Raw genomic sequence first — 12,872 nt, 5'->3', positions numbered from 1 at the left:
GGTCCCGGCCGGTCGCAGAGTGCCCGGCCCGGTTCCTGGCCCGGTTCCCGGCCCGTCACCCGATCGCATCCTGACCGCGGCGCCCGGCAGGCAACGTGCCTGCCGGGCGCCGGAACCGGTCACTGCGGACCGGCTACTGCCAGTCGTCCCACGGCGGTTCCTCGTCCAGGTCGAAGGGCGGCTCTTCGTCGGCCGGGCCGGCGGCGGCCGGCCGGCCGGATTCGGCCCGCGGCGCGGCGACGGCAGGCCCGGGCCCGGCGGCAGCAGCGGCAGGCCCGGTGGCGTTGCACTCCGCCAGGGTGTCCAGGACGCCTTGGGCGTACTTGGCGAGCTTGGCCTCGCCGACCCCGCCGATGGTGCCCAACTCCGCCTCGGTGGCCGGGAGTCGCGTCGCGATCTCCCGCAGCGTCGCGTCGTGGAAGACGACGTACGCCGGTACGCCCTGCTCGCGCGCCGTCGCGGCCCGCCAGGCGCGCAGCGCCAGGAAGAACGGCTCGGCCGCGGCCGGCAGGTCGACCGGCACGCGGGCGCCCTTCCCGGAGCGCGACCCGGACTCCTTCTTCGCCGGCCCGGCCGGCGCCTTCTCCTTGCGCATCGGAACGCTGCGGCGCCCGCCCAGCACCTCGCCGCTGTCGTCGGTCAGCACGAGCGTCCCGTAGTCGCCCTCCACCGCCAGCAGCCGCGACGCCAGCAGCTGGCGCACGACCCCGCGCCACTCCGCGGTGCTCAGATCGGCTCCGATGCCGAACACCGAGAGCGCGTCGTGGTCGAACTGGATGACCTTGGCGGTCTTCTTGCCCTGCAGGATGTCGATGATCTGGCCGGCGCCGAATTTCTGGCGCCGTTCCCGCGCGAGCCGCCACACCGTGGACAGCAGTTTCTGCGCCGGGACCGTCCCGTCCCAGGACTCGGCCGGCGTCAGGCAGGTGTCGCAGTTGCCGCAGGGCTCGCCCGACTGCCCGAAGTACTCGAGCAGCCGCGTCCGGCGGCAGTCGACCGTCTCGCAGAGGGACAGCATGGCGTCGAGGTGCATGCCGAGGGAGCGGCGGTGCGCATCGTCGCCCTCGGAGCCGTCGATGAGCTTGCGCTGCTGCACCACGTCCTGCAGGCCGTAGGCCAGCCACGCGGTGGCCGGTTCCCCGTCGCGGCCGGCGCGGCCGGTCTCCTGGTAGTAGCCCTCGACCGACTTCGGCAGGTCCAGGTGTGCCACGAAGCGCACGTCCGGCTTGTCGATGCCCATGCCGAAGGCGATCGTGGCCACCACCACGACCCCGTCCTCCCGCAGGAAGCGCGCCTGGTTCGCCGCGCGCGTACGGGCGTCCATTCCGGCGTGGTACGCCACGGCGTCGATGCCCTGCTCCGCCAGGAAGGCCGCGGTCTTCTCCACCGAGGCCCGCGAGAGGCAGTAGACGACCCCGGCGTCCCCGTCGTGCTCGGTCCGGATCAGGTCCAGCAGCTGCCGCTGCGGGTTGCTCTTCGCGACGATCCGGTACTGGATGTTCGGCCGGTCGAAGCTGGCGACGAAGTGCCGGGCGTCCTCCAGGCCGAGCCGCGCCACGATCTCGGCGTGGGTGGCCTCGGTGGCCGTCGCGGTCAGCGCGATCCGCGGCACCTTCGGCCAGCGCTCGTGCAGCATGGACAGCGCGAGGTAGTCGGGCCGGAAGTCGTGACCCCACTGGGCGACGCAGTGCGCCTCGTCGATCGCGAAGAGCGACACCTTGCCCCGGTCGAGCAGCCGCTGCGTGCCCTCGGTGCGCAGCCGCTCGGGGGCCAGGTAGAGGAGGTCCAGCTCGTCGGCGAGGAAGGCCTGCTCGACGGCCTGCCGCTCGTGGTGGTCCTGCGTGGAGTTCAGGAACCCGGCCCGCACCCCGAGGGCGGTGAGCGCGTTCACCTGGTCCTGCATGAGCGCGATGAGCGGCGAGATCACGACGCCCGTACCGTCTCTGACCAGCGCGGGGATCTGGTAGCAGAGCGATTTGCCGCCGCCGGTCGGCATCAGGACGAGGGCGTCACCGCCACCGACGACCTGGTCGATGATCTCCTGCTGCTCGCCGCGGAAGGAGCTGTAACCGAAGACGCGGTGCAGCACCTGCAGAGCATCGGAGATTTCGTGGGTGGTGTCCGGAGCGGCCATTCGAGAAGCCTAGCGGCACCCGCCGACACCCCTGCTCCGCTCACCGGAACCTGTGGAAAACCTGCTGCGCGTACGGGCTGCGCAAAAGAGCCGCGGAGCGCGTTGCCCCGGCTCGCCGTGGAGGCACGCTCTTCGTGGGCGATCCGCGCCCTGTCAAGATCGGCTGATCCGGACGGGAGGGGCTGACGGCGGCCCGGACGGTCTCACGTCAGGGAGGCGTCAAGAGATCCCGTGGCCCCGTATGGAGGCCGTCAAAGCGCGTCAACACCGGGGTGAAGACCGGGTTATCTGGTCATCGGCCACCTGGCCGATTCACATCACTCACTTCATCCAGGAGCTCACGATGGCCGATCTGGCCTTCGTCGTCACCACGGTTGCGGTCTTCGCACTGGTGGCTCTCATCGCCCGAGGGGTGGCCAAGCTGTGACCGTCGAGAACATCGTCGGCCTTGCCGTGGCCGTCTCCCTGCTGGGTTACCTCGTCCTCGCCCTCGTGTACCCGGAGAGGTTCTGAGCACGATATGAGCCCCGTAACCGCTGGTGTGCTCCAGCTGCTCGCGCTGATCGCCGCACTCGCACTGGCCTACCGCCCGCTCGGCGACCACATGGCCCGCGTCTACTCCTCCGAGAAGCACTACGAACCGGAAAAGTGGATCTACAAGGCCATCGGCGCCAACCCGTCGGCCGAGATGCGCTGGCCCGCCTACCTCCGTGCCGTCCTCGCCTTCTCCGCGGTCAGCGTCCTCTTCCTCTATTTGATGCAGCGCCTGCAGGGCAGCCTGCCCGGCTCGCTCGGCTTCGCCTCGATCGACCCCGACCAGGCCTTCAACACCGCCGCCTCCTTCGTCGCCAACACGAACTGGCAGTCGTACTACGGCGAGCAGGCCATGGGCCACGTCGTGCAGACCGGCGGCCTGGCGGTGCAGAACTTCGTCTCCGCGGCGGTCGGCATGGCCGTCGCCGTCGCCCTCGTACGGGGCTTCGCACGCTCCCGCACCGGGGAGCTCGGCAACTTCTGGTCCGACCTGGTCCGCGGCACCGTCCGCATCCTGGTGCCGATCTCGGTGATCGGCGCGATCGTCCTGGTCGCCTGCGGCGCCATCCAGAACTTCGCCGGCATCCACGAGGTCGGCCGGTTCCTGGGGGGCACCCAGCAGTGGAACGGCGGCGCGGTCGCCTCCCAGGAGGTCATCAAGGAGCTGGGCACGAACGGCGGCGGATACTTCAACGCCAACTCGGCCCACCCCTTCGAGAACCCCACCCCCTTCTCGAACCTCTTCGAGATCTTCCTGATCCTGGTCATCCCGTTCGCGATGACCCGCACCTTCGGCAACATGGTCGGCTCGGTCAAGCAGGGCTACGCGATCCTCGCGACGATGGGTGTCATCTGGATCGGCTTCACCGCGCTGATGATGTGGACCGAGTTCGCCCACCACGGCCCGGCCTTCGACGTCGCGGGCGGCGCGATGGAGGGCAAGGAGACCCGGTACGGCATCGCCGCCTCCTCGATCTTCTCCGTCGCGACCACGCTCACCTCGACCGGTGCGGTCAACTCCTTCCACTCCTCCTACACCGGGCTCGGCGGCGGCATCCAGCTGCTCGGCATGCAGCTCGGCGAGATCGCGCCCGGCGGCGTCGGCTCCGGCCTCTACGGCATGCTGATCATGGCGATCATCGCGGTGTTCATCGCCGGTCTGATGGTCGGCCGCACCCCCGAATACCTGGGCAAGAAGATCGGCATCCGCGAGATCAAGCTCGCCGCCTGCTCCATCCTGATCACCCCCGCCCTGGTGCTGTGCTTCACCGCCGCCGCGATGGCCCTGCCCACCCCCGGCAACTCGATGACAAACTCCGGCGCACACGGTTTCTCGGAGATCCTCTACGCCTACACCTCGGGCGCCAACAACAACGGCTCCGCCTTCGCGGGCCTCAACGCCGACACGCAGTGGTTCAACAGCACCATCGGCATCGCCATGCTGCTGGGCCGCTTCCTGCCCATGGTCTTCGTCCTCGCGCTCGCCGGCTCGCTCGCCGAGCAGAAGCCCGTCCCCGAAACGGCAGGCACCCTCCGGACCGACAAGCCGCTCTACACCGGCCTGCTCGTCGGCACGATCCTCATCATCACCGGTCTGACCTACTTCCCGGCCCTGGCGCTGGGTCCGCTCGCCGAAGGACTCGCAGCATGAGCACCGTCACTCCCACGAGGGCTCCGCACCAGGACGTGCCCAGCGGTCACAAGCCGGGCGCCGGGCGCGTCGGAGGGGGCCTGTTCGACCCCGAGCAGCTGCTGAAGTCCTTCCCGGACGCGGTGCGCAAGCTCGACCCCCGGGTCATGATCAAGTCGCCCGTCATGTTCGTGGTCCTGGTCGGCTCGGTGGTCACCACCGTCCTGGCGGTCAAGAACCCCACGGACTGGTTCGGCTGGGCGATCACCGCCTGGCTGTGGCTGACCACGGTCTTCGCCAACCTCGCCGAAGCCGTCGCCGAGGGCCGCGGCAAGGCGCAGGCCGACACCCTGCGCAAGGCCAAGACCGACTCCGTCGCCCGGCGCCTGACCCCGGACGGCAGGAGCGAGGACCAGGTCCCGGGCACCGAGCTGAAGATCGGTGACCTGGTGGTCTGCGAGGCCGGCGACATCGTCCCCGGCGACGGCGACGTCGTCGAGGGTGTGGCCTCCGTCGACGAGTCCGCCATCACCGGCGAGTCCGCGCCCGTCATCCGCGAGTCCGGCGGCGACCGCTCGGCCGTCACCGGCGGCACGAAGGTCCTCTCCGACCGGATCGTCATCAAGATCACGACGAAGCCCGGCGAGACCTTCATCGACCGCATGATCGCCCTCGTCGAGGGCGCCGCCCGGCAGAGGACCCCCAACGAGATCGCCCTCAACATCCTGCTGGCGTCCCTCACCATCGTGTTCCTGCTCGCGGTCGTCACCCTGCAGCCGTTCGCGATCTACGCGGGCGCCGAGCAGTCGATGATCGTGCTGACGGCCCTGCTGGTCTGCCTGATCCCCACGACGATCGGCGCGCTGCTCTCCGCCATCGGCATCGCGGGCATGGACCGGCTCGTCCAGCGCAACGTCCTCGCGATGAGCGGTCGTGCGGTGGAAGCCGCCGGTGACGTCTCCACGCTGCTGCTCGACAAGACGGGCACCATCACCCTCGGCAACCGCCAGGCCTCCGAGTTCGTCCCGGTCAAGGGCACCACGGAGGCCGAGCTCGCCGACGCCGCCCAGCTCTCCTCCCTCGCCGACGAGACCCCCGAGGGCCGTTCCGTCGTGGTCCTCGCCAAGGAGAAGTACGGCCTGCGCGAGCGCCACCAGGGCGAGCTCGCCCAGGCCGAGTGGATCGCGTTCACCGCCCAGACCCGTATGTCGGGTGTCGACGTGGACGGCAGGAAGACCCGTAAGGGCGCGGCCGGTTCGGTCATGACCTGGGTCAGGGAGCAGGGCGGCCGGGTCTCCGACGACGCCGGCCTCCTCGCCGACGAGATCTCCGAGGCCGGCGGCACGCCGCTCCTGGTCGCCGTCGAGGACGAGAAGGGCGCCCGGGTCCTGGGTGTCATCCACCTGAAGGACGTCGTCAAGGAGGGCATGCGCGAGCGGTTCGACGAGCTGCGCCGCATGGGCATCAAGACGGTCATGATCACGGGTGACAACCCGCTCACCGCGAAGGCCATCGCCGAAGAGGCAGGCGTCGACGACTTCCTCGCGGAAGCGACTCCCGAGGACAAGATGGCCCTCATCAAGCGGGAGCAGGCCGGCGGCAAGCTCGTCGCGATGACCGGCGACGGCACCAACGACGCCCCGGCGCTCGCCCAGGCCGACGTCGGTGTCGCGATGAACACGGGTACCTCGGCCGCCAAGGAGGCCGGGAACATGGTGGACCTGGACTCCAACCCGACCAAGCTCATCGAGATCGTCGAGATCGGCAAGCAGCTGCTGATCACGCGTGGTGCCCTGACCACGTTCTCCATCGCCAACGACGTCGCGAAGTACTTCGCGATCATCCCGGCCATGTTCGCCGTGGTCTACCCGGGCCTCGACAAGCTCAACATCATGGGCCTGTCCTCGCCCGAGTCGGCGATCCTGTCCGCCGTCGTCTTCAACGCGCTGATCATCATCGCGCTGGTCCCGCTCGCCCTGAAGGGCGTCCAGTACCGGCCCACCAGCGCCGACAAGATGCTCCGCCGCAACCTCGGTCTCTACGGGGTGGGCGGTCTGATCGCCCCGTTCATCGGCATCAAGCTCATCGACCTGCTCATCTCCCTCATCCCCGGAATGGGCTGATCGGCTGTGAACTCTTCCGTATCCAGCACGGCACGACTGCTCGGGGCCGGGCTGCGCGCCCTCCTCGTCCTGACCGTGATCTGCGGGGTCATCTACCCGCTCGCCGTCACCGGGATCGCCCAGGCCCTCTTCAACGACAAGGCCAACGGCTCCGAGATCAAGGACAAGAGCGGCCAGGTCGTCGGCTCCTCCCTCATCGGGCAGACCTACGACCTGCCCAAGCAGAACCCCGACGACGCCGAAGAGGCCGCGAAGCCGGACCTCAAGTGGTTCCAGCCGCGCCCCTCCAACGGACTGGGCTCCAACAGCGTCAACACCCAGTACGCGCTGATCCTCTCCGGAGCCACCAACCGTTCCGCCGGCAACGGCGCCGTGGGCGGCCGGTGCACCGAGGACGCGGAGCAAGGCACCCTCTGCGCCCAGGTCGTCGCCGCCAAGGAAGCCGTCATCACCGACAACTCCACCGCCGCCTACCAGGTCAAGCCCGAGGACGTGCCGGCCGACGCCGTCACCTCCTCCGGCTCAGGCCTCGACCCGGACATCTCCCCGGAGTACGCCAGGATCCAGGTCCGCCGCGTCGCCGAGCGGAACAAGCTCGACGTCAAGCAGGTCGAGGAGCTCGTCGCCGACCACGTCCAGGGCCGCACCCTCGGCTTCATGGGCGAACCGCGCGTCAACGTCCTCGAACTCAACATCGCGCTCAGGGCACTGACCAAGAGCTGATGCCCGACGTCGCACGACCTGAGGACCGGCGGGGCGCGCAGCTCGCGCCCCGCCGGTCCGTACGGCTGACCCCCACCGAGCGGCACGTAGATCACCGTCCGAGCACCACACACGAGAAGTCGGCATCATGGGACGCGGAAAGCTTCGGATCTACCTCGGCGCGGCACCGGGCGTCGGCAAGACGTACGCGATGCTCTCCGAGGCGCACCGCCGGATCGAGCGGGGCACCGACTGCGTCGTCGGCTTCGTCGAGCACCACGGCCGTCCGCGCACCGAGGTCATGCTGCACGGCCTCGAACTCGTGGAGCGGCGCGAGATCGAGTACCGCGGCACCACCTTCACCGAGATGGACGTCGACGCGATCCTGGCGCGTCGCCCCGCGGTGGCGCTCGTCGACGAGCTCGCCCACACCAACGTGCCCGGCTCGCGCAACGCCAAGCGCTGGCAGGACGTGGAGGAACTCCTCCAGGCCGGCATCGACGTCGTCTCCACTGTCAACATCCAGCACCTGGAGTCGCTGGGCGACGTGGTCGAGGCGATCACCGGCGTCCGGCAGCGGGAGACGGTCCCCGACGAGGTCGCGCGCCGCGCCGACCAGATCGAGCTCGTCGACATGTCCCCGCAGGCCCTGCGCCGTCGCATGGCGCACGGCAACGTCTACAAGCCCGACAAGGTCGACGCGGCCCTGTCCAACTACTTCCGCCCCGGCAACCTCACCGCCCTGCGCGAGCTCGCGCTGCTCTGGGTCGCCGACCGCGTGGACGAGTACCTGCGGGAGTACCGGGGCGAGCACGACATCCGTTCCACCTGGCAGGCCCGCGAACGCATCGTCGTGGGCCTGACCGGCGGGCCGGAGGGACGTACGCTGATCCGCCGCGCGGCCCGCCTCGCCGAGAAGGGCGCGGGCGGCGAGGTCCTCGCCGTCCACATCGCCGCCAGCGACGGCCTCACCTCCGCCTCGCCCAAGGAGCTGGCCGTCCAGCGCACGCTGGTCGAGGACCTCGGCGGCACATTCCACCACGTCATCGGCGACGACGTCCCCGACGCGCTCCTGGAGTTCGCCCGCGGGGTCAACGCCACCCAGATCGTGATGGGCGTGAGCCGCCGCCGCTCCTGGCAGTACGCCTTCAGTCCCGGGGTCAGCGCCACCGTCGCCCGCGAGTCCGGGCCCGATCTCGACGTCCACATCGTCACCCACGACGAGGCCGCCAAGGGCCGCCGCAGCCTGCCCCTCGCCCGCGGCGCGCGGCTCGGCCGCTCCCGCATCATCTGGGGCTGGCTGGCCGGCATCGCGGGCCCGGCGCTGCTCACCGTCCTGCTCAACCAGGTCGTCCCCGATCTCGGGCTCGCCAACGACATGCTGCTGTTCCTCACCTTCACGGTGGCGGCGGCACTGCTGGGCGGACTGCTCCCCGCCCTCGCCTCGGCGGCCTTCGGCTCGCTGCTCCTGAACTACTGCTTCACCCCGCCGCTGCACGAGTTCACCGTCTCCGACCCGAAGAACATCGTCGCCATCGCGATCTTCGTCGGTGTGGCCGTGTCGGTGGCCTCCGTGGTCGACCTGGCCGCCCGGCGCACCCATCAGGCCGCCCGGCTGCGCGCCGAGTCCGAGATCCTCTCCTTCCTCGCGGGCAGCGTCCTGCGCGGCGAGAACTCCCTCGACGCGCTCCTCGAACGGCTCCGCGAGACCTTCTCCATGCGGTCGGCCGTCCTGCTGGAGCGCACCAGCGAGGTGGATCCGTGGATCACGGCCGCGGCCGTGGGCACCGGTCCGGTGGCCCGCCCCGAGGACGCGGACGTGGACCTGCCCATCGGCGAGAACATGGCCCTCGCCCTGACCGGCCGGGTCCTGCCGGCCGAGGACCGCCGGGTCCTCGGCGCGTTCGCCGCCCAGGCGGCCGTCGTACTCGACCGCCAGCGCCTGGTCGACGAGGCCGAGAGGTCCCGCGAACTCGTGGAGGCCAACCGCATCCGTACCGCCCTGCTCGCCGCCGTCAGCCACGACCTGCGCACGCCGCTCGCCGGGATCAAGGCCTCCGTCTCCTCGTTGCGCTCCGACGACGTGGAGTGGTCCGAGGAGGACGAGAGCGAGCTCCTGGAAGGCATCGAGGACGGCGCCGACCGGCTCGCCGCCCTGATCGGCAACCTCCTCGACATGTCCCGCCTCAACACCGGCACCGTGGTCCCGCTGATCCGCGAGACCGACCTCGACGAGGTGGTCCCGATGGCCCTGGGCGGCGTACCGGAGGACAGCGTGGACCTCGACATCCCGGAGACGCTCCCGATGGTCGCCGTCGACCGGGGGCTGCTGGAGCGCGCGGTCGCCAACATCGTGGAGAACGCGGTGAAGTACAGCCCCGCGGGCGAGTGCGTGCTGGTCGCGGCCAGTGCCCTGCGCGACCGCGTGGAGCTGCGCGTCGTCGACCGGGGACCCGGTGTCCCCGACGAGGCCAAGGACCGCATCTTCGAGCCCTTCCAACGCCTCGGCGACGCCCCGCGCGGCGCCGGAGTCGGCCTGGGCCTCGCCGTCGCCCGCGGCTTCACCGAGGCCATCGGCGGCGCCCTGTCCGCCGAGGACACTCCCGGGGGCGGCCTCACCATGGTCCTCACCCTCCCCGTCGCCCCCGATCCGGCCGCGGGACGGCTCCGAGCACCCTCCGCACCACGCGCCCCATTTTGACGGGACATAGTCAAGGTGTCTTAGTCGTCGGATCAGCAGCGCGTCAAGGCACACGGCCCGCGCCGCCGCCCGCCCTACCGTCGCCCCCATGGACGGACTCGCCGAGGACATCCACTGGGCCGGTGCGCGAGGCTCCGCGATCTGCACGGCCGCGCTGTTCCTCGCGGCCCTGCTCGTGCTGGACGCGGGTGCCGGCGAGCTCGGCGTGCTCCGAAGCGCCCTCTGGGCGGCTCTGGCCGCGCTGCTGTGCGTGATCCTGCTGCCGCCCCGGGTCTCCGTACGCGCGGGCCGGCTGGGCGCCCGCGGCCTCCTGGTCGGCCACAGCGTCCGTACCGACTCCCTGGTCTCCCTGCAGTGGTGCGACGGCGTGGCCCAGCGCCTCGTGCTCCGGGACACCGACGGAAGCAGCGTCGAGATCGATCCGACCGTCCTGACCCGCAACCCCCGCGATGTGGCGCCGCCTGGACGCCGACACCCGTACCTCGGTCGAACGCGGCACGCTGCGGCTCGGCTCCTCCGCGCTGCGCGAGCTGGCCGGGCACATCGACCGGGAGACCGCCCGCACCGTCTTCAGGGTGTCCGGCCTGCGGTGACGGCCTCCGCCGGCCGCGAGAGCGGTCCCGCCGGCTCCTGTCAAGGTACGAACAGCCGGGGCTACGACCCCGTCCCCCCTCCGGGCACGGTGGAAATCGACCGTCCTGCGCCAGTGCAGGACCGATACGCCACCCGGATCGGAGGCATCCGTGTCCCGTCGAGCAGGGGTCTTCGTGACCCGCCGACCCCGACTCGTGCTCTTCGCCGCGCTCGTGTTCCTCGTCGTGTCCGCCGCTTTCGGCGCGGGGGCGACCGGCCGGCTGAAGACCCAGGGATACGACGACCCGCGCTCCGAGTCCAGCCGCGCCGCCCACCTGGCGGCCGAGGGCCAGGGAGCCTCCCCCAACCTCGTCGTCGTCGCGCGGGCCCGTGGCGGTTCCGTCGACGACCCGGCGGCCCGGAGCGAGGGAGAGGCCCTGACCGGCCGCCTCGCCGCCCGGCCCCACGTCAGCGCGGTGACCTCGTACTGGACCGGCGGCGCGGCCGAGCTGCGCAGCCGGGACGGCGACGCGGCCATGCTGGTCGCGCACGTGGACGGCGAAGGGGAGCAGCTCGGAGACCGGGTCGGGGAGCTCAAGCGGGAGCTGACCGCCCCGGGCTCTCCCGGGACGGCCCTGGCCCTGCACGTGGGAGGGACGGCGCTCGTCGACGCCGAGCTCCAGGACCTCTCGGAATCCGACCTCAAGCGCGCCGAGGCCGTCGTCCTGCCGGGAACCCTGATCCTGCTGATCCTGGTGTTCGGCAGTGTGGTGGCCGCTGCTCTGCCCCTGCTGATCGGCGTTCTGGCCATCGCCGGGACACTGCTGGTCCTGAGCGTCCTCGGCTCCGTCACCGACGTGTCCGTGTTCGCGCTGAACCTCACCACCGCGCTCGGCCTGGGGCTGGGCATCGACTACGGGCTGCTGATCGTCTCGCGGTTCCGCGAGGAGCTGGCCGAGGGGTACCGCCCGCGCAACGCCGCCATCCGGACCGTGCGCACGGCGGGCCACACGATCGTCTTCAGTGCCGCCACGGTCTCCGCCGCGCTCGCGACGCTGCTGGTGTTCCCGCCGTACTTCCTGCGCTCCTTCGCCTACGCGGGCATCGCCGTGGTGGTGATCGCGGCGGGGAGCGCGCTGACCGTACTGCCGGCGCTGCTCGCGCTGCTCGGCAAGCGGGTGAACGCCTGGGCCGTACCGTGGCGCCGCCGGGTCCACACCGGCTCGCGGTCCCGTCTCTGGGAGGGGCTGGCGCGGATCGTCGTACGCCGCCCGCTGGTCGCGGCGCTGCCGGTGATCGGCCTGCTGCTGTTGCTCGCGGCGCCGTTCGCGCACGCCGCTTTCGCCACTCCCGACGACCGGGCGCTGCCGGTGAGCGCGTCCAGCCGGCAGACCGGGGACCTGGTGCGCGGCTCCTTCGACATGAAGGGCTCCAGCGCGCTCACGGTCGTCGTCACGGGCAAGGCGTCCCCGTCGGCGCGGGAGGACTACGCCCGCCGGCTGTCCGCGCTCCCGCAGGTCGCCCAGGTCATGGGTGCCGAGGGCAGCTTCCGGTCCGGCGGGAAGGCGGCGGCCTCCGGCTCCGCAGGCTCCGCGGCCGGGTCCGTCGGCGAAGGCCCGGCGCGGCTCTCCGTGGTACCGCTGGCCGACCCCCAGTCGCACGCGGCCCAGCAGCTCGTACGCGACATCCGCAGCGCTCCCGCCCCGGCGGGCGCCGAGGTCCTCGTCGGCGGGCCCAGCGCGGTACTGGTCGACGCCAAGGCCACCGTGGGAGACCGGATCCCGCTGGCGCTCTCCCTGATCACCCTCACCACCTTCGCCCTGCTGTTCGCCTTCACCCGCAGCCTGCTCCTGCCCCTCAAGGCCATCGCGCTGAACGCCCTGGGCCTCGCGGCCGTCCTCGGGGCCATGGTGTGGATCTTCCAGTCGGGCCATCTGCACCACCTGCTCGGTTTCACGCCCGGCCCGCTCAGCACGACCATGCCGGTGCTGCTGTTCTGCATCGTCTTCGGGCTCTCGGTGGACTACGAGGTGTTCGTCCTCGCCCGCATCAAGGAGGCGCACGACGCCGGGCAGGACAACGCGACATCGATCGTCTCGGGCATCGCCCGCACGGGCGGCATCGTCACGACCGCCGGCGCCCTGCTCGCCTTCACCCTCCTCAGCTTCGGCACCTCCCAGGTCTCCCTCCTGCAGTTCTTCGGGATCGGCGCGGGCCTCGGCGTCCTCCTCGACGCCACGCTCGTCCGCGGAGTCCTCGTACCGGCGCTCATGCGTCTGGCGGGCGGCCTGAACTGGTGGGCACCGAAGCTGCCGAGGCGCAAGGTGCCCCGCCCGGCGTCCCGTCCGCCGCCGCTGCGGAGGTGCCCGCCGGGCCGGTGCCCCCCACGGGGCCGGACCGCGGTCCGTACGCCCGTCCGTCCCCACGACCAGGCCCGCGCACCCGCGCGCCGCTGACCACCAGGGCGCAGGCCCC

9 protein-coding genes are annotated in these 12,872 nt (G+C 71.3%); 8 read left to right on the top strand and 1 reads right to left on the bottom strand.

Annotated features, from left to right (window positions below):
• Positions 1 to 133: 133 nt before the first annotated feature.
• Positions 134 to 2,134: a DNA helicase RecQ gene (recQ, locus tag RIU97_RS34265; protein ID WP_404961380.1), complete on the bottom strand. Its 2,001-nt coding sequence runs from the start codon at positions 2,132 to 2,134 to the stop codon at positions 134 to 136.
• 241 nt (positions 2,135 to 2,375) lie between these two features.
• Here recQ and RIU97_RS34260 point away from each other — a divergent pair, with 241 nt between their 5' ends.
• From RIU97_RS34260 to RIU97_RS34225, 8 genes are all read left to right on the top strand, one after another.
• Positions 2,376 to 2,561: a hypothetical protein gene (locus RIU97_RS34260; protein ID WP_404961379.1), complete on the top strand. Its 186-nt coding sequence runs from the start codon at positions 2,376 to 2,378 to the stop codon at positions 2,559 to 2,561.
• On the top strand, positions 2,558 to 2,647 hold the full coding sequence (kdpF, locus tag RIU97_RS34255) for a K(+)-transporting ATPase subunit F (RefSeq protein WP_037807443.1): 90 nt from the start codon (positions 2,558 to 2,560) through the stop codon (positions 2,645 to 2,647). The genes RIU97_RS34260 and kdpF overlap by 4 nt, the downstream gene beginning before the upstream one ends.
• 7 nt (positions 2,648 to 2,654) lie before the next feature.
• On the top strand, positions 2,655 to 4,319 hold the full coding sequence (gene kdpA, locus RIU97_RS34250; protein WP_404961378.1) for a potassium-transporting ATPase subunit KdpA: 1,665 nt from the start codon (positions 2,655 to 2,657) through the stop codon (positions 4,317 to 4,319).
• A complete protein-coding gene (kdpB, locus tag RIU97_RS34245) occupies positions 4,316 to 6,421 on the top strand; it encodes a potassium-transporting ATPase subunit KdpB (RefSeq protein WP_404961377.1) in 2,106 nt (701 codons plus the stop codon). Before kdpA ends, kdpB begins: the two co-directional genes overlap by 4 nt.
• Positions 6,422 to 6,427: 6 nt before the next feature.
• Complete coding sequence (locus RIU97_RS34240; RefSeq protein WP_404961376.1) at positions 6,428 to 7,144, top strand: potassium-transporting ATPase subunit C; 717 nt, start codon at positions 6,428 to 6,430, stop codon at positions 7,142 to 7,144.
• A gap of 127 nt (positions 7,145 to 7,271) precedes the next feature.
• Entirely contained in the window at positions 7,272 to 9,824 is a 2,553-nt protein-coding gene (locus RIU97_RS34235; protein WP_404961375.1) for an ATP-binding protein, read from the top strand.
• A gap of 449 nt (positions 9,825 to 10,273) precedes the next feature.
• Positions 10,274 to 10,417: a hypothetical protein gene (locus RIU97_RS34230; RefSeq protein WP_404961374.1), complete on the top strand. Its 144-nt coding sequence runs from the start codon at positions 10,274 to 10,276 to the stop codon at positions 10,415 to 10,417.
• 174 nt (positions 10,418 to 10,591) lie between these two features.
• Positions 10,592 to 12,853 carry an MMPL family transporter gene (locus RIU97_RS34225; protein WP_404961373.1) on the top strand — a complete coding sequence of 754 codons (2,262 nt, stop codon included), beginning with the start codon at positions 10,592 to 10,594 and terminating at the stop codon, positions 12,851 to 12,853.
• The last annotated feature ends 19 nt before the right edge of the window (positions 12,854 to 12,872 follow it).

It is taken from the genome of Streptomyces sp. 147326, assembly GCF_045000215.1.
In the GTDB taxonomy this organism is placed as follows: Bacteria; Actinomycetota; Actinomycetes; order Streptomycetales; family Streptomycetaceae; genus Streptomyces.
This window is presented reverse-complemented; position numbering and strand designations above follow the sequence as displayed.